Raw genomic sequence first — 18,260 nt, forward strand, 5'->3', positions numbered from 1 at the left:
TGTGCGAGTCCCTGGCGTCCCGCACGCTGGGACGTGGGTCACGTACTCAGAGTTCTGGTACGCCGTACCTATTGCCGTGCCCCTACGGCTGTCGCAGTGCGAACCACAACTCCATGCGTACGTCCGGGTCGTCGAGGTCCGTGCCGAGGAGTGCCGCGCAACGGGCGACGCGCCCGCGGACGGTGTTGCGGTGGACGGACATCGCCACCGCCGTGCGGTCCCAACTGCCGTGCAGGGACAGCCAGGTGCGCAGCGTCTCGGTGAGGGCCGGGGTGCCGGCGATCGGGGCGAGGAGCGTGCGGGCGTGCGCGGTGGCCTCGTCCGCGGACACCAGGTCGGCGAGCCCGGCCCGCTCGCCGTGCCGGACCAGGGCGGAGCGGGTGGCGCGGGCGCGGGCCAGCGCACGCGCCGCCTGGGTGTCGGCGGACGGCCAGCCGGACGGGGCCACGGCGGCGCTGACGCCCAGCGTCCAGCCCGGCTGTGCGGCCGGTTCGCGGCCGGCGGGCACCAGGACCCGTACGACGTCGTCCGCCAGATCGACCAGCGGCGACCCGAGAGCGGCGCCCAGCGCGGAGGCGGCCATCGCGTCGGGGACCTGCGCGTCCGTCCGCGCATGTACGACGAGCCACCGCTCGGCGCCGAGGAGCGCGGCGACGTCCGCGGGCGGCGCCCCCAGCAGCAGCCGGACGAGCGCCGACGACCTCGCCGCGCCGCTGCCGCTCTGGTGCTCGCCGGTGAGCAGGGAGAGCAGCACGGCGGCGACCGAGGCGATGGTGTGGTCGCCGGGTTCGCGCCGCGGGGCGGCGACGCCGAGGACGAAGCCCTGTCCGGCGCCGAGGGCGTAGGCGGCGAGGTGGGTGCCGGCGGCGGTGTCGGTGGCGGAGGTCGGCGTCCCCGGACCCGAGGGGCGCACGACCTCCGCGAGCTCGGCGAGCGCCTCGCGGACATGGGCCGGCACCGGGCGTCCCGCGGACGCGATCTCCACCCCGTCCGGCCCGTACAGCGCGGCCCGGCCCGCCACCCGCTGCCCCAGCTGCCGCAGCACCGAGGGCACCGGATCCGGGCGGGAGGCGGCGGAGGCCAGGCTCTGCTGGGCCTCCGTCACGCGGCGCAGTTCGGCGAGACGGGCCTGGGCCATCAACTGCCAGACCGCGCGGGCCACCCCGGAGAAGGTGGTCTGCGGCGGGACCTCGATCAGCGGGAGCTCGTACGCGTCGCAGGCCACCACCAGGGCGCGCGGCACCGTGTCGTGCACGGGCGCGAGCCCGAAGCCGAGGGCGGCGCCGCCCGCCGCGACGATCCGCGACACGTAGTCGTCGAAGTAGGTGCCCGAGCCGGCCGCGTCCGGAATGTGCACGCCGGCCGTCAGCAGCAGCTCGCCGCCGAGCAGATACGGGTACGGGTCGGCCATCTCCGAGGTGTGCGCCCAGTGGATGACGATGTCCGGATCGGAGGGGCCCGCGATCTGCTGCAGGGCCAGGTCCTCACGGGCCAGGAGGGACGCCAGAGGCACCGGTGGAGTGGGGGGAACTGCGGGATCCGGCATGGTGTGCGTTCCCTCCATCCGCAGTGGCTCGAATGGATGAAACGTACACTTCGCAGTCGCTTTCCGGCCACCTACTGTCGATCCGGACCGGCCCGGCAGCGACTGCGCGAAGGAGGCCCTCATGGCCGTCGACTACACAGTGATCGTCGTCTATCTCGTCGGCATGCTGGCCATGGGCTGGTGGGGCATGCGCCGCGCCAGGTCGAAGAGCGAGTTCCTGGTGGCGGGACGCCGCCTCGGGCCCGCCATGTACTCCGGCACCATGGCCGCGATCGTTCTCGGCGGCGCGTCCACCATCGGCGGGGTCGGGCTCGGCTACCAGTACGGCCTCTCCGGCGCCTGGATGGTCTTCACCATCGGCCTCGGCCTGCTCGCGCTCTCCGTCTTCTTCTCCGCCCGCATCGCCCGCCTCAAGGTCTACACCGTCTCCGAGATGCTGGACCTGCGCTACGGCGGCCGGGCCGGCGTCATCTCGGGCGTGGTCATGTGGGCGTACACGCTGATGCTGGCGGTCACCTCGACCATCGCGTACGCCACCATCTTCGACGTCCTCTTCGACATGAACCGGACCGTCGCGATCGTCCTCGGCGGCTCGATCGTCGTCGCGTACTCGACGCTCGGCGGCATGTGGTCCATCACCCTCACCGACATGGTGCAGTTCGTGGTGAAGACGATCGGCGTGCTGCTGCTCCTGCTGCCCATCGCCGTCGTCAAGGCCGGCGGCTTCTCCGAGATGAAGGCCAAGCTGCCGACCGAGTACTTCGACCCGCTGGGCATCGGCGGCGAGACGATCTTCACCTACGTCCTGATCTACACGTTCGGCATGCTCATCGGGCAGGACATCTGGCAGCGCGTGTTCACCGCCCGCAGCGACAGGACGGCGAAGTGGGGCGGCACGGTCGCGGGCACCTACTGCCTCGCCTACGCCCTCGCCGGAGCCGTCATCGGTACGGCGGCCAGGGTGCTGTACCCGAAGCTCGGCAGCCCGGACGACGCCTTCGCGACCATCGTCAAGGACGAACTGCCGGTCGGCGTGCGGGGGTTGGTGCTCGCCGCCGCCCTGGCCGCCGTGATGTCGACGTCCTCCGGCGCGCTGATCGCCTGCGCGACCGTCGCCAACAACGACATCTGGTCGCGGTTGCGGGGGCGGACCGTTTCCGGTGACCATGACGAGGTGCGCGGCAACCGCGCCTTCATCCTCATCATGGGTGTCGGGGTGATCTGCACGGCGATCGCCCTCAACAACGTCGTCGAGGCCCTCACCGTCGCCTACAACCTCCTCGTCGGCGGCCTCCTCGTCCCCATCCTCGGCGGGCTGCTGTGGCGGCGTGGCACGGCCCAGGGCGCGCTGGCCTCCGTGGTCGTCGGTGGTCTCGCCGTCATCGGCCTCATGGCGGGCTACGGCATCCTCGCCAACGAGCCCGTCTACTACGGCCTCCTGTCCTCCCTGGTCGCCTACGTCGCCGTATCCCTGGCGACCCCGGCGACCGACACCGCCGTACTCGAGGCCTGGCGGGAACGACTCGCCGGGCGCGAGATTCCCGAGCCGGTTCCGGCAGCCCGGTAGACCGAACGGTAAAGACAGAAAGAAGGCATACGACCATGAGCAGCAACGAGACGCCCCGCGGCCCCGTCGACTCCTCCCGCATCCCGCGGTACGCCGGACCCGCGACCTTCGCCCGGCTGCCCCGCCTCGACGAGGTCGGCCGCGCCGACGTCGCCGTCGTGGGCGTGCCGTTCGACTCCGGCGTCTCGTACCGGCCGGGCGCCCGCTTCGGCGGCAACGCGATCCGCGAGGCGTCCCGGCTGCTGCGGCCGTACAACCCGGCGCAGGACGCGTCCCCCTTCGCGCTGGCGCAGGTGGCGGACGGCGGCGACATCGCCGTGAACCCGTTCAACATCAACGAGGCCGTGGAGACCGTCGAGGCGGCGGCGGACGAACTGCTGGGCACCGGCGCGCGGTTGATGACCCTGGGCGGCGACCACACCATCGCGCTGCCGCTGCTCAGGTCCGTCGCGAAGAAGCACGGCCCGGTGGCGCTGCTGCACTTCGACGCGCACCTCGACACCTGGGACACGTACTTCGGCGCGGAGTACACGCACGGGACGCCGTTCCGGCGGGCGGTGGAGGAGGGCATCCTCGACACGTCGGCCCTGTCCCATGTCGGCACCCGCGGCCCGCTCTACGGCAAGCAGGACCTCACCGACGACGAGAAGATGGGCTTCGGCATCGTCACGTCGGCGGACATCTACCGCCGCGGCGCCGACGAGGTGGCCGACCAGCTGCGCCAGCGCATCGGCGACCGCCCGCTCTACATCTCCATCGACATCGACTGCCTCGACCCGGCGCACGCGCCCGGCACGGGTACGCCGGAGGCGGGCGGCATGACCTCGCGCGAGCTCCTGGAGATCCTGCGCGGCCTGGCGTCCTGCAACCTCGTATCGGCCGACGTCGTCGAGGTGGCGCCCGCGTACGATCACGCGGAGATCACGTCGGTGGCCGCGTCCCACACGGCGTACGAACTGACCACGATCATGACCCGCCAGATTGCCGAGGCTCGTTCGAAGTGACCCACGACCACGACCTGGAACTCCGCCCCACGGCCGCCCAGACGGAGGCGGCACTGAATCCTCCGCCGGGCCGGGTCGGCGGGGACCTGGTCGTGGAGACGCTGGCCGGGCTCGGCGCGACGACGGTCTTCGGCCTGCCCGGCCAGCACGCGCTGGGCATGTTCGACGCGCTGCGCCGCTCCTCGCTGCAATACATCGGCCTGCGGGTGGAGAACAACGCGGGGTTCGCGGCGGACGCGTACGGCCGGATGACCGGTGAGGCCGCCCCGCTGCTGCTCTCGACCGGCCCGGGCGCGCTGACCTCGCTCGCGGCGCTGCAGGAGGCGCGCGCCGCCTCCGCCCCCGTGGTGGCGATCAGCAGCCAGGTCCCGACGCCGGGGCTGGGCGGCGGCCGCCACGGCTATCTGCACGAACTCCCCGACCAGGCGGGCTCGTTCAGGGGCGTGGTCAAGTCGGTCCACACCGTCCGCACCCAGTCCCAGATCCCGTCCGCGATCGCGGAGGCCTGGAAGTCGGCGCTGACCGCGCCGCACGGCCCGGTGTGGGTGGAGATCCCGCAGGACGTACTGCTCGCGGAGACGATCATCCCGGTGGTGACCGGTGTCGACGCGACACCGGAGGACCTGCCGCCGCGCCCCGAACTGACGGCCGTGGCAGCCGACTTGCTGTCGCGCGCCGAGCGTCCGGCGATCATCGCGGGCGGGGGAGTGGTACGCGCCGACGCCTCGGGGAAGCTGCAGCAGCTGGCCGAGGTCTTGCGGGCCCCGGTGGTCACCACGCCCGGCGGCAAGGGCGCGTTCCCCTGGAAGCACCCGTTGTCCCTCCAGTCCTGGATCGAGGACCGGCACACCACCGACTTCCTGGAGGACGCGGACGTACTCCTCGTCGTGGGCTCGGGCCTCGGCGAACTCTCCTCGAACTACCACACGTTCAAGCCGCGCGGCCGGGTGGTCCAGATCGAGGCCGACCTCGGCAAGCTGGAGTCCAACCACCCGGCGCTGGGCATCCACGCGGATGCGCGACTGGCGTTGCAGGCGCTGCTGGAGACGGTGTCGCAGCGGCAGGACAAGGAGGCTCCGGAGCGGGTGCGCGAGGTGCTCGCGAAGGTCGCCGAACGCATCGCGTCCCAGGAACTCACCCTGGAACAGCACGTGTTGGCGTCGGTGCGCAAGGCGCTCCCGGCCGACTCCCCGTCCTTCTGGGACATGACCATCCTGGCCTACTGGGCCTGGTCGGCCTTCGACGCCAAGGGCCCCAACCGCATGCACTCCGCGCAGGGCGCCGGCGGCCTCGGCTACGGCTTCCCGGCGGCCCTGGGCGCGGCGGCCGCCGACCCGACGACCCCGGTGCTCGCGGTGTCCGGCGACGGCGGAGCCCTGTACTCCGTCGCGGAGTTGGCGACGGCCCGCCAGTACGACCTGAACGTCACCTGGCTCATCGTCGACGACGGCGGCTACGGCATCCTGCGCGAGTACATGACCGACGCCTTCGGCCAGGCCACGGCGACGGAACTGACCCGGCCGGACTACGTGGCCCTCGCCGAGTCCTTCGGCGTCCCGGGGGTGCGCACGACCCCCGAGACGCTGGAGACCGACCTGGCGAGGGCGCTGTCGCAGTCGGGGCCGTCGGTGGTCGTACTCCCGGCCGTGCTGCGGATGTTCGCGCCCACTCACCTGGACGGCTGACCGGCTACCAGATCGCGTCCACCCACTCCGGGTGGTCGATGAACGGGTTGCGGTTGTGCTGGTAGGTGTCGTAGATGACCTGGTTGCGCTTCTCCTCGAAGGCGCTCGGCGGGTCCTCGTCGTTCCACTGCTTGAGGACGGAGAGCTTGCCGATGTACGGGTTGCTGCCGTTGTTGACCTTCTCGTTGGGCTCCAGGTCGGCGAAGCCGTCGCCGCCGTCGTAGCGCACGGCCATGTAGAGGATCATGCGGGCCACGTCGCCCTTGTCCGCGTCGCGCGGCTCGAAGGAGTCGGAGTCGACCAGGCTGCCGCCGCCGTTGGTGACCGTGCTGCCGCCGTTGTCGAAGTCCAGGTTGCCGCGGATGCTGTTGACCTGGACGTCCGCGGGGCGCAGGTGGTGCAGGTCGGTGCCGGGACCGGTCACCTCGCCGAAGTCGCCGTGGGACTTGGCCCACACGTGCTCGCGGTTCCAGTCGCCGACGTCGCCGCCGTTGAGGGACTTGCTGCGCGAGACACCGCTGTACAGCAGGATCACGTTGTTGCTGTTGTTCGGGTCCTGGTCGGTGACCTTCAGCGCGTTCCAGACCGCGGAGTACGAGATCTTGGACTGGCTGCTGATGATCGTGTGCAGGGACGACTTCAGGCTCGCGCCCGTCTTGCCGATCGCGTTCTTGTAGTACGTCGAGTCGTAGTCGGTCGTCGTGGCGGCGGCCGGAGCCGCGGTCAGGGCCGGGGTGGCCAGACCGACCAGGACGGCAGCGGTGGCCAGCGCCACCGACTTCCATCGGCGTGTGCGTGTCGCCAGCATAAAGAGAGTCCCATCTACGCGGGTTGAATGGAGGCGGCAAACGGGAGCGTGACATGAACATGAGGTCATGTCGATTAACGGGACGTTAAAAGCGGCCCCCGACCGTGTGGTCGGAGGCCGCTCGGTGCCGGTGTGCGTCAGCTGACGTCCGACGGGTCCAGACGGTAGATCGTCGAGGTGTTCGACGACGCCGAGGAGTTCGAGGAGGACGACCCCGAGGAGTTCGAGGAGTTCGACTCCGACGTCGCGTTCTTGTTGTACGCGCTCTCCTTCACCGCCGTACCGTGCTTCTGCACCCAGGTGGTGAGCTCCTGGTTCGCGTTGTTGCCGCCGCCGGGACCGCCGCCCATGCCGCCGCCGAGCTGGATGTAGTGCAACTCGCCCTTCTTCACCAGTTCCTTGAGCTTGGCGAGTGTCATCGCCTTGTCGGAGCCGGTGAAGCCGAACATGGAGATGACAGGCTTGCCGGTGCTGAGGATCATCTGGCCGGCGCTCTGCGAATTGGACACCGCGATCAGCCACTTGGCGCCGTCCTGGTGCTTCTCCAGGTACGAGATGAGCCGGCTGTCGGCACCGCCCATGCCGCCGCCACCGAAGCCGCCGCTGTTGCCGTTCCCGCCGGGAGCCGTACCGCTGCCGCTCTCGCCGCCGCCCGGCATGGTCTGGCCGTTGCCGCCGCCGGGGAACTCCCCGTTCGCACCGCCCTGTTGGCCACCCTGCTGCCCATTGGGCGCACCGCTCGGCGCACCGCCGCCCTGCGGAAGCTCACCGCTGCCGCCGCCCGGCATGGCCTGGCCGTTGCCGCCGCCCGGCAGCTCCCCGCTCGCCTGGCCGCCCTGCTGCGTACCGCCGGGCAGCTGCCCGCCCGGACCGCCGTTGCCGCCGCCCATGCCGCCCCGGCCGCCGCCGGGACCGCCCATGCCGCCGCCGGTGGACGGGCCCGCGGTCGGGTTGGTGCCGCCCATCATGCCGCCGCCGGAGGAGGAGAAGGCCGGCGAGGCCGCGTACGCCGTGGGGCCGGCGAGGGCCGCCACGATCGCCGCGACGACGGACGCGCCGAGCAGCCGGACCCGCGTACCGGAGCTCGCGGAGCGGAAGACGAACAGGCCCACGATCGCCGCGACCATCACCACACCGACGACCGGCCACAACCACGTGTTCCAGCCGGTCGCCCGGCGCAGCAGCACGATCGCCCAGATGCCGGTGACGGCCAGACCGGCCGGAAGGACCCAGGACCAGCGAGCGTCACCGCTGCGGAAGGCGCGCCACATCATCACGCCGCCCGCACCGGTCAGCGCCGCGATGCCGGGGGCGAGCGCGGTCGTGTAGTACGGGTGCATCGTGCCCTCGGCCATCGCGAAGGTCAGGTAGTGCAGCACCAGCCAGCCGCCCCACAGGACGAGCGCGGCGCGGGTGGCGTCGGTGCGCGGGGCACGGCCGCACAGCACCAGGCCGGCGACGAGTGCGACGAACGCGAAGGGGATCAGCCAGGAGATCTGGCCGCCGAGGATGTCGTTGAACATACGGCCGATGCCCGCCGTACCGGCGAAGGTGCCACCCCCGCCACCGCCGCCTCCGCCGTTGCCCTCGCCGCCGAGGACCCGGCCCAGGCCGTTGTAGCCCATGATCAGGTTCCAGGCCGAGCCGTCCGTCGAACCGCCGATGTACGGCCGGTCGTCGGCGGGGACCAGGGACACCGCAGTCGCCCACCAGAAGCTGGAGACCGCCAACGCCACGGCCGCCAGGGCCAGGTTGACGACCTTCTTCTTCCAGCCCAGCTTCGAGGCGTACACGTACACGGCGAAGACGGCCGGCAGGGCGATGTAGCCCTGGAGCATCTTGGTGTTGAAGGCGAGCCCGAAGCAGACCGCGGAACCGATCAGCGGCAGCAGCTTGTCGTTGCGCACCGACCGGAGCGCGAGGGCCGCACCGGCGACCATCAGCAGCACCAGGATGGTGTCGGGGTTGTTGTCGCGGTTGATGGCGACCGTGATCGGCGTCAGCGCGAGGACCAGCGCCGCGACGGCGGCCGCCACATGCCCGAAGTACCGCTTCACGGAGGAGTGCAGGATCCAGATCGTGCCCAGCGCGGCCCCGATCTCGGGCAGCATCATCTGCCAGGTGCCGAAGCCGAAGACCCGGCAGGACAGGCCCATGATCATGAGCGCGAACGGCGGCTTGTCGACGGTGATGAAGTTCCCGGCGTCGAGCGAGCCGAAGAACCACGCCTTCCAGCTCTTCGTACCGCTGTAGATGGCCGCGCTGTAGAAGCTGTTGAGGCTGTTGCCGGACAGGTTCCAGCCGTACAGGACCGCCGCAAGGACCAGGATCGCGATCAGGGCGGGCAGCGACCAGCGCGGTGCCTTGTCCGGGGGCGCCGCGGGGGGAGCCGGCGGCGGCCAGTCGGCGGACACGGTCTCGGTGTGGGGGAGTGGATCGGTGGCAGATGTCACGAGCGCATCGTGCAAACGGGGGGTGAGTGCGCGCTGTGGCGAACCTGGCTCCTGCCTGTGAATTGGCAAAGGGCGCGGTAACGCCTTGTACAGCCTTTGCCCAACGGGTCCGGAGTGGCGTACAACCTTTCGGTCGAACCCGTGAGTCAACAGGGGCATGACTCACGGGAATTCCGGAATATCGACCAGACGCGCCAGAGCGCTCGTCACAGGAGCCGTCGGACTCGGCGTGCTCATACCCGCCGTGGCCGCCGCCGCGCCCGCCGCGGCCGCCACGACACCGACGGTCAGCTGTACGTCGTCCAAGTCCGCTCTGGCCACCAAGCTCCAGAAGGACATCACCGCCGCCCTCGTCAACCGCAAGGGCACCATCGCGGTCGGCCTCTACGACCGCTCCACGAACACCACCTGCTCTTTGCGGGCCTCGTCCTCCTACGACTCGGCGAGCGTCGTGAAGGTCACCGTCCTCGCCACGCTCCTGTGGGACGCGAAGAAGCACAACCGCTACCTGACCGACACCGAGGCCTCGCTCGCCAAGGCCATGATCACCAAGTCGGACAACACCGCGACCAGCAAGCTCTGGAAGCAGCTGGGCCTGACGAAGATCAAGGGTTTCCTGAGCGCGGCCGGCATGACGAAGACCGTCCCCGGCTCGAACGGCTACTGGGGCCTGACCCAGATCAACGTCACCGACGAGCAGAAGCTGCTCAAGCTGATCACCGCGAAGAACTCGGTGCTGAGCGACAACTCCCGTGCCTACATCCTGAAGTTGATGGGCCAGGTCATCTCCTCGCAGCGCTGGGGAACGCCGTACGGCCGTCCGTCCGGGGTCTCCTGGCACGTCAAGAACGGCTGGCTGCAGCGCTCCACGCACGGCTGGCGGGTGCACAGCGTCGGCACCTTCAACGGCGGCGGCCACGACTACATGATCACGGTGCTCACCTGGGGCAACAGCACCATGGACTACGGCATCAACACCATCCAGGGTGTGGCCAAGGTGATTCACAAGGATCTTGCGGCCAGTTGACGCCTGCCGGTCTCCCGCCCGTCACCGTCCCGTCCTACGGTGACGCCCATGCGCCTGAGAACCGTAATAGCGACCGCCACCGCGGCCCTGGCGGCGGCCACCGGCCTCACCGCCGCCGGGCCCGCCGCGGCCACCCCCGACTCCGCGGCGGCCAACGCCTGTTCCCCGTCCGTCTCCATCGACCGCTTCTCCGACGCGCTCGACAAGACGACGTACGAGGGGACATTCGTCGGCAACTTCTCCGCGCTCGCCGTGGACCGGGACGGCTCCATCGCCGCCCTGGAGGACCGCTCGTCTCTCTTCGACCTGGACGCGAGGAGCCTGCAGCCGAAGCGCGTCGTCCAGCTCGCCGACGAGAAGGGTGCCGCGCTCGACAGCGAGGGCCTGGTCATCGACCGGGACGGCACCCGCCTGATCACCTCGGAGACCGAGCCGTCGATCCGCCGCTACAGCACCGACGGCAAGATCCTCGACCGCCTCCCGGTCCCGTCCTCGCTCCTGGTCGCCCCCGCCGGCCGCGCCACGTCCAACCAGACCTTCGAGGGCCTGACCCTGCTGCCCGGCGGCCACACCCTGCTGGCGTCGATGGAGAACGCGATCTCCGGCGACTCCACGACCATCGTCCGCTTCCAGACCTGGACCCGGACCAAGGGCAACCACTTCCGCCTCGCCGCCCAGTACGCGTACCCGCTCGACTCCGGCCTCGGCGTCCCCGAGGTGCAGGCGACCCCCGACGGCCGTCTCCTCGTCCTGGAGCGCGGCTTCACCTCCGGCGTCGGCAACACGGTCCGCCTCTACCTGGCCGACCCGCGCCACGCGACGGACACCAGCGGCATCGAGAACCTCACGGGCCAGGACGGCGTACGCCTGATCAGGAAGACCCTCCTGACCGACATCGTGACCTGTCCGTCCCTGGGGGCGATCGCCAAGCAGCCCCAGCCCAACCCCCTCCTCGACAACATCGAGGGAATGGCGATCACGGGGTACTCGAAGGGCCGTCTGAAGGTACTCCTGGTCAGCGACGACAACCAGAACGCGGCACAGACGACCCGCTTCTACTACCTGCGGGTACGCGTCTGAGCCCCGCCCCTGTTTGTTGCGGCGGGATGAAATCCGCTTCGTTCCGTGTTGGTGCCTTCCGGTAGATCAGGGTTTCCGGCAGACGGAGGGCACCGGCGTGAGCGGGCAACAGGGCGGGGCCGGGTGGGAGAAACCCGGCTGGGCACGGCGGCTGGCCGGATACGCCTGGCGGTATCCGAAGGACGTCGTGCTCGCCCTCGGCTCCTCGCTCGGCGGTATGGCGGTCATGGCGCTGGTGCCGCTGGTCACGAAGGTGATCATCGACGACGTGATCGGTGATCACAGCCGGGACATGGCGCCCTGGGCCGGCGTGCTGCTCGGCGCCGCCGTCCTCGTCTACGCGCTCACCTACGTCCGCCGCTACTACGGCGGCCGTCTCGCCCTCGACGTCCAGCACGACCTGCGGACCGAGATGTTCGAGACGATCACCCGGCTCGACGGCAGCCGCCAGGACGAGCTGTCCACCGGCCAGGTCGTCGGCCGTGCCACCAGTGACCTCCAGCTGATCCAGGGCCTGCTGTTCATGCTCCCGATGACCATCGGGAACATCCTGCTCTTCCTGATCTCCCTCGTGATCATGGCCTGGCTGTCGCTGCCGCTGACCCTGGTCGCCCTCGCCGTGGCCCCCGCGCTCGTCTACATCGCCAAGCGCAGCCGCTCCAAGCTGCATCCCGCCACCTGGTACGCCCAGGCCCAGGCCGCCGCCGTCGCGGGCGTGGTCGACGGCGCCGTCAGCGGCGTACGCGTGGTGAAGGGCTTCGGGCAGGAGGACCAGGAGACCGGCAAGCTCAGGGAGGTCGGGCGGCGGCTGTTCGCCGGGCGCCTGCGCACCATCCGGTTCAACTCCAAGTACACCCCGGCCCTCCAGGCCGTCCCCGCCCTCGGCCAGGTCGCGATGCTGGCGCTGGGCGGCTGGCTCGCGGTCCGCGGGCACATCACCCTCGGCACCTTCGTCGCCTTCTCCACCTACCTCGCCCAGCTGGTCGGCCCGGTCCGCATGCTCGCCATGGTCCTCACGGTCGGGCAGCAGGCACGCGCGGGCACCGAGCGCGTCCTCGAGCTGATCGACACCGAGCCCTCCCTCACCGACGGCACCAAGACCCTCCCCGCCGACGCCCCCGCGACCGTCGAGTTCGACGACGTGTCCTTCGGGTACGACCGCGCCCCCGGCAAAACCACCCCCGTCCTGGACGGGCTCAGCTTCGAGATCCGCCCCGGCGAGACCCTCGCCGTCGTCGGCTCCTCCGGCTCCGGCAAGTCCACCGTCTCCCTCCTCCTGCCGCGCTTCTACGACGTCACCCACGGCGCCGTCCTCATCGGCGGCCACGACGTCCGCGAGCTCACCCTCGACTCGCTGCGGGCCGCGATCGGCCTGGTCCCCGAGGACTCCTTCCTCTTCTCGGACACGGTCCGCAACAACATCGCGTACGGCCGTCCCGACGCGACCGAGGAACAGATCCTGACCGCCGCCCGCGCCGCCCAGGCGGACCGTTTCATCGCAGAGCTCCCGGACGGTTACGACACCACGGTCGGCGAGCACGGCCTCACCCTCTCCGGCGGCCAGCGCCAGCGCGTCGCCCTCGCCCGAGCGATCCTCACCGACCCGCGGCTCCTCGTCCTCGACGACGCCACCTCCGCCGTGGACGCCCGCGTCGAGCACGAGATCCACGAGGCGCTGAAGCAGGTCATGCAGGGCCGCACGACCCTGCTCATCGCCCACCGCCGCTCCACCCTCAACCTCGCCGACCGCATCGCCGTCCTCGACGCCGGCCGCCTCGCCGACATCGGCACCCACGAGGAACTGCAGGAACGGTCCGCCCTCTACCGCCGCCTGCTCACCGACCCCGACGAGCTCGGCGGCGTCTCGCCCGGCCACACCCAGCCCGCGTGCCCGCAGGAGGACACCTCCGTACGGGACGAGCTGGACGCCGAGTTCGACGCCGAGCGCGGTGTGACGCCCCGTCTGTGGACCGGCGACCGCGAGCCCAAGGACACCGCGCTCGCCGGGGCACCGGCCACCCCCGAACTCCTCGCCCAGGTCGACGCGTTGCCCCCGGCGACCGACACCCCGGACATCGACGAGGGCCAAGCGGTGCGGCCCGAGGAGTCGTACGGACTGAAACGGCTGCTACGCGGCTTCGGGCTCCCTCTTCTCGTCAGCCTCGCCCTCGTCGCCGTGGACGCCGGCATGAGCCTGCTGCTGCCCGTGCTGATCCGGCACGGCATCGACCAGGGCGTCACCGCGATGGCACTCGGCGCGGTCTGGGCGGCCTCGCTGCTCGGGCTGCTCGCGGTGGTCGTGCAGTGGGCGGCGCAGATCGGCGAGACCCGGATGACCGGACGCACGGGGGAGCGGGTCCTGTACTCCCTTCGTCTGAAGATCTTCGCCCAGCTGCAGCGGCTCGGACTCGACTACTACGAGCGGGAGTTGACCGGCCGGATCATGACGCGGATGACGACCGACGTCGACGCGCTCTCGACCTTCCTGCAGACGGGACTCGTCACCGCGTTCGTGTCCGTCGTCACCTTCTTCGGCATCATGGTCGCCCTGCTGGTGATCGACGTGCAGCTGGCGCTGGTCGTGTTCGCGACCCTGCCGCCGCTGATCGTCGCCACGTTCTTCTTCCGCCGGGCGAGCGTGAAGGCGTACGAACTCGCCCGTGAGCGTGTGTCGGTGGTGAACGCCGATCTCCAGGAGTCGGTGTCCGGGCTGCGCATCGTGCAGGCCTTCCGGCGCGAGGGTGACGGTGGCCGGCGGTTCGCGGAGCGCAGTGACAGCTACCGCCAGGCCCGTATCCGGGGGCAGTGGCTGATCTCGATCTACTTCCCGTTCGTGCAGCTGCTGTCGTCCGTCGCGGCGGCCGCCGTGCTGATCGCGGGTGCGGGGCGGGTCGACGACGCCACGCTGACCACCGGCGCGCTGGTGGCATACCTCCTCTACATCGACCTGTTCTTCGCGCCGGTCCAGCAGCTCTCCCAGGTCTTCGACGGCTACCAGCAGGCCACCGTCTCCCTCGGCCGCATCCAGGAGCTCCTCCAGGAGCCGACCTCCACCAAGGCCGCCGACGAACCCCTCGAAGTCCTGTCCCTGCGCGGCGAGGTCGCCTTCGAGGACGTGCACTTCGCGTACGGGGACGACGAAGAGGCGCTCGGCGGCATCGAGTTGAGCATCCCGGCGGGCCAGACGGTGGCCTTCGTCGGCGAGACCGGCGCCGGCAAGTCGACCCTTGTGAAGCTGGTGGCGCGCTTCTACGACCCCACCGGCGGCCGCGTCACCGTCGACGGCCAGGACCTGCGCGCCCTCGACATCACCTCGTACCGGCACCGTCTCGGCGTCGTCCCGCAGGAGGCGTACCTCTTCCAGGGCACCGTCCGCGACGCCATCGCCTACGGCCGCCCGGAAGCCACCGACGCCGAGGTCGAGGCGGCGGCCCGCGCGGTCGGCGCGCACGAGATGATCGCCACGCTCGACGGCGGCTACCTCCACGAGGTCGCCGAACGCGGCCGCAACCTCTCGGCCGGCCAGCGCCAGCTGATCGCCCTGGCCCGCGCGGAACTCGTCGACCCCGACATCCTCCTCCTCGACGAGGCCACGGCCGCCCTCGACCTGGCCACAGAGGCCCAGGTCAACCAGGCCACAGACCGCCTGACAGGCCGCCGCACCACCCTGGTGGTGGCCCACCGCCTGACCACGGCCGCCCGCGCGGACCGGGTGGTGGTCATGGACCACGGGCGGGTCGTGGAGGACGGCACCCACGACGAACTGCTCCGGCTGGAGGGCCATTACGCCGAGCTGTGGCGGACGTTTGTGGGGGAGGACGCGCCTTTGGCGGCCTGACCGGCTGTCGCTGCGGTTCGGGGGACGTGGTGGCCTGCGTCCACGTCGGGCGCCGGGCGGAGTCCGGCCAGTCGTCTCGATGCCCGGGAGGCGCGCCAGGGCCGAGCGGTGCGAGGGCGACATCGGGGGGTTCAGCTCACGGGCGTGTGGTGGAGGACGGCACCCACGGCGAACTGCTCCGGCTGGAGGGCCATTACGCCGAGCTGTGGCGGACGTTTGTGGGGGAGGACGCGCCTTTGGCGGCCTGACCGGCTGTTGCTGCGGTTCGGGGGGCGTGGTGGCCTGCGTCCACGTCGGGGATCGAGCCCACGGGCGTGTGGTGGAGGACGGCACCCACGGCCAACTCCTCGCCCTGGACGGGGCGTACGCCGAGCTGTGGCGGACGTTCGTCGGGGAGCCGGATGCCGAGGAGACGGTCGGCGTGCCTCGGTGACCGGCGTGCAACCATCCGACATACGTCGTGCGTCCGTACACCCGTACGCTCTTCGACGGCGGTACGGGAGGGACGACAGTGGACACTGGTGCGATACGGCGGCGGACCGCGCTCGGCATGGCCCTGCTCACCGCGTCCGGACTGCTCGCACTCGCTGCGCCCGGTGAGGCGCAGGCGGCGTCGGGGCCCTGCCAGGGGCGCAAGATCAGGACATTCACCTTCTCCACCGGCGCCCTGAAGCTCTACAAGAGCGGCCCCTACCTCTGCGCCGTGACCGTCCCCAAGAACCCCGGCGCCGAGCGCCATATGACGGTCAGCCTGCGGGTGCGCGGCTTCAAGCCCGTCGAGGACAAGGGTCTGTACACGAAGTACGCCGGCCCGGTGCGCGCGTACGTCGGCCACCGCAAGGTATGGCTCAAGGCCTCGGTGGGCAGCGGCTCGTACGACTCCGATGGCTGGAAGCGGTACTGAACCCGCCGGCGACCCAAGGATTTCTTTACCTCCCCTGGTGCGTAAGGGAGTTGCTCCGATAGCTTCCGCACGCACATCTGACTCACAGGGGAGGGTGCATGCGCAAGGCGCTCAGATGGCTGCTGGCGCTCGCCGTGCTCATAGGCACGCTGAGCACGGCGGGGGCGGCCACCGCCGCCCAGCCGGAGGCCACCGGACCGACCGACATCAAGGATCAGTTGCTCGCCATCCCGGGGATGAGCCTGATCGAGGAGAAGCCGTACACCGGCTACCGCTTCTTCGTCCTCAACTACACCCAGCCGATCGACCACCGCCACCCGTCCAAGGGCACCTTCCAGCAGCGGATCACCGTGCTGCACAAGGACGTCAGCCGCCCGACGGTCTTCTACACCGGCGGCTACAACGTCTCCACGAACCCCAGCCGCCGCGAGCCCACGCAGATCGTGGACGGCAACCAGGTCTCCATGGAGTACCGCTTCTTCACGCCGTCCCGGCCAAACCCGGCCGACTGGTCCAAGCTGGACATCTGGCAGGCGGCCAGCGACCAGCACCGTATCTTCAAGGCGCTCAAGTCCATCTACACCAAGAACTGGATTTCCACGGGCGGTTCGAAGGGCGGCATGACCGCCACCTACTACGAGCGCTTCTATCCCAAGGACATGGACGGGGTCGTCGCGTACGTGGCCCCGAACGATGTGGTCAACGACGAGGACTCCGCCTACGACCGCTTCTTCACGCAGGTCGGCACCAAGGAGTGCCGCGACCGGCTGAACGCCGTGCAGCGCGAGGCGCTGGTGCGCCGGGAGCCGCTGGAGAAGAAGTACGCGGCGTACGCGGCCGACAACGGCTACACCTTCAACACCATCGGCAGCCTGGACCGCGCCTACGAGGCCGTCGTCCTCGACTACGTCTGGGGCTTCTGGCAGTACAGCCTGCTCTCCGACTGCGACTCGATCCCGGCGAACGCGGCGACCGCGACCGACGACGACATCTGGAACTCCGTCGACACGATCTCCGGGTTCTCCTTCTACACGGACCAGGGGCTCGAGCCGTACACGCCGTACTACTACCAGGCGGGCACCCAACTCGGCGCCCCCACCATCAACTTCCCGTACATCGAGAAGAAGTACATCCGCTACGGCTACCAGCCGCCGCGGAACTTCGTGCCACGCTCGATCCCGATGAAGTTCCAGCCGTGGGCGATGCGCGACGTCGACACCTGGGTGCGGCACAACGCCCACCACATGCTCTTCGTCTACGGCCAGAACGACCCGTGGGGCGCGGAGCGCTTCCGTGTCGGCAAGGGCTCGAAGGACTCGTACGTCTTCACGGCACCGGGCCTGAACCACGGCGCGAACGTGGCCGGTCTGGTCGCGGACCAGAAGGCGCTGGCCACCGCCCGGATCCTGGAGTGGGCCGGTGTCCCGGCCGCCACCGCGGCCCAGGCGAAGCCGCTGGCCAAGTTCGACAAGAAGCTGGACGTACGGGACGTGGAGCGCGAGCCGGCGCTGCGCCCGTAGCCGCCCGTAGTCCCGTGTCGTAACTCCCTTGCTGCGCCCGGCCGTTGATCACACCGGCCGGGCGCAGCCCACTTTCCTCCCGCCCTTCAGCTGCACGTACAGCGCGGTGTCCGCCGGGCACTGGGCCCGCTTCGCCACCGCCTTGACCACCTTGTACTGCGGCTGGTTCTTGCCGCTGCCGTCGCACGCGGTCTCGCGGACCTGCCCGCTTCCGGAGCCGTAGACGCAGTCGCCGACGATGGTGCGCGGACCGCCCCCGCCGCCCGGGTCGCCGGGATGCGGCGGTTCCAGGTTGCGCATGCAGGCGTAGCCCTGCGGCACCGAACCGTCGCCGTCCTCGTCGGACGAGGCGCTCTGCCGGCTGATGTGCAGCACGAAGTCGGTGGTCGCCGGGCACAGCGGACCGTCGCCCACCTTGCCGTCGTAACGGGCGATCACCCGCGCCGCCGCGCGTTCACTGGTGCACGGCACCTCGGTGAAGCTCGTCGTACCGAACGAACTGCACTCGTCGACCGCGAGGAACACCGCCCCGTATCCCGACGGCTGCGTCGAGGTCGCCCGGCCGCTTCCCTCGGGCGCCCTGCTCGGCTCGTCGCCGCCCGAACCGGACGGCGACAGGGCCTGGCAGCCGGTCAGCAGGGCAGCGAGCAGTACCAGCAGTGTGCGGACCACCCCCACGGAACATCTCTCACGCATCGCGATCCCCCCGGGCACCTCCCCAGATGACCCGCATCCAGCGTGACCCGCCTCGGCGGGCGCACGCCAGACGCGCGGGAGGCTTTGCGCCTGTTGGGGGTCGTACGCCGGGTGCGAGGCGTATGGGCCCTA

The 18,260-nt window shown here is 70.5% G+C and carries 12 protein-coding genes; 8 read left to right on the top strand and 4 right to left on the bottom strand.

Going from position 1 to position 18,260, the window contains the following annotated elements; all coding sequences use genetic code 11:
* Positions 1 to 82: 82 nt before the first annotated feature.
* A complete protein-coding gene (locus ABZ880_RS05635; RefSeq protein WP_361257352.1) occupies positions 83 to 1,546 on the bottom strand; it encodes a PucR family transcriptional regulator ligand-binding domain-containing protein in 1,464 nt (487 codons plus the stop codon).
* A 121-nt stretch (positions 1,547 to 1,667) separates the two neighbouring features.
* Between ABZ880_RS05635 and ABZ880_RS05640 the strand changes: the two genes are divergently transcribed.
* From ABZ880_RS05640 to ABZ880_RS05650, 3 genes are read left to right on the top strand one after another with little or no spacing between them, the layout of a single operon-like run.
* On the top strand, positions 1,668 to 3,113 hold the full coding sequence (locus tag ABZ880_RS05640; protein ID WP_361257356.1) for a sodium:solute symporter: 1,446 nt from the start codon (positions 1,668 to 1,670) through the stop codon (positions 3,111 to 3,113).
* A gap of 35 nt (positions 3,114 to 3,148) precedes the next feature.
* Positions 3,149 to 4,117 carry an agmatinase gene (gene speB / locus ABZ880_RS05645; protein ID WP_361257359.1) on the top strand — a complete coding sequence of 323 codons (969 nt, stop codon included), beginning with the start codon at positions 3,149 to 3,151 and terminating at the stop codon, positions 4,115 to 4,117.
* A complete protein-coding gene (locus tag ABZ880_RS05650; protein WP_361257362.1) occupies positions 4,114 to 5,802 on the top strand; it encodes a thiamine pyrophosphate-binding protein in 1,689 nt (562 codons plus the stop codon). The genes speB and ABZ880_RS05650 overlap by 4 nt, the downstream gene beginning before the upstream one ends.
* A gap of 4 nt (positions 5,803 to 5,806) precedes the next feature.
* On the opposite strand, the gene ABZ880_RS05655 is transcribed toward ABZ880_RS05650, so the two are convergent.
* Positions 5,807 to 6,610 (bottom strand): endonuclease, encoded by an 804-nt coding sequence (locus tag ABZ880_RS05655; protein ID WP_361257365.1) that lies wholly within the window; start codon positions 6,608 to 6,610, stop codon positions 5,807 to 5,809.
* A 137-nt stretch (positions 6,611 to 6,747) separates the two neighbouring features.
* Complete coding sequence (locus ABZ880_RS05660; protein WP_361257368.1) at positions 6,748 to 9,063, bottom strand: glycosyltransferase family 39 protein; 2,316 nt, start codon at positions 9,061 to 9,063, stop codon at positions 6,748 to 6,750.
* A 157-nt stretch (positions 9,064 to 9,220) separates the two neighbouring features.
* Here ABZ880_RS05660 and ABZ880_RS05665 point away from each other — a divergent pair, with 157 nt between their 5' ends.
* From ABZ880_RS05665 to ABZ880_RS05685, 5 genes are all read left to right on the top strand, one after another.
* On the top strand, positions 9,221 to 10,090 hold the full coding sequence (locus tag ABZ880_RS05665) for a serine hydrolase (RefSeq protein WP_361257371.1): 870 nt from the start codon (positions 9,221 to 9,223) through the stop codon (positions 10,088 to 10,090).
* A 48-nt stretch (positions 10,091 to 10,138) separates the two neighbouring features.
* Positions 10,139 to 11,170, top strand: a complete 1,032-nt coding sequence (locus ABZ880_RS05670) for an esterase-like activity of phytase family protein (RefSeq protein WP_361257373.1) — start codon at positions 10,139 to 10,141, stop codon at positions 11,168 to 11,170.
* A gap of 97 nt (positions 11,171 to 11,267) precedes the next feature.
* Complete coding sequence (locus tag ABZ880_RS05675) at positions 11,268 to 15,008, top strand: ABC transporter ATP-binding protein (protein ID WP_361257376.1); 3,741 nt, start codon at positions 11,268 to 11,270, stop codon at positions 15,006 to 15,008.
* A 511-nt stretch (positions 15,009 to 15,519) separates the two neighbouring features.
* The gene (locus ABZ880_RS05680) at positions 15,520 to 15,912 is read left to right on the top strand and encodes a hypothetical protein (RefSeq protein WP_361257379.1); all 393 of its coding nucleotides are present in this window, start codon (positions 15,520 to 15,522) and stop codon (positions 15,910 to 15,912) included.
* A gap of 98 nt (positions 15,913 to 16,010) precedes the next feature.
* Positions 16,011 to 17,432: a S28 family serine protease gene (locus ABZ880_RS05685; RefSeq protein WP_361257382.1), complete on the top strand. Its 1,422-nt coding sequence runs from the start codon at positions 16,011 to 16,013 to the stop codon at positions 17,430 to 17,432.
* A 48-nt stretch (positions 17,433 to 17,480) separates the two neighbouring features.
* On the opposite strand, the gene ABZ880_RS05690 is transcribed toward ABZ880_RS05685, so the two are convergent.
* Positions 17,481 to 18,128 carry a hypothetical protein gene (locus ABZ880_RS05690; RefSeq protein ID WP_361257385.1) on the bottom strand — a complete coding sequence of 216 codons (648 nt, stop codon included), beginning with the start codon at positions 18,126 to 18,128 and terminating at the stop codon, positions 17,481 to 17,483.
* Between the last annotated feature and the right edge of the window lie 132 nt (positions 18,129 to 18,260).

It is taken from the genome of Streptomyces sp. NPDC047043, from assembly GCF_040644055.1.
In the GTDB taxonomy this organism is placed as follows: Bacteria; Actinomycetota; Actinomycetes; order Streptomycetales; family Streptomycetaceae; genus Streptomyces.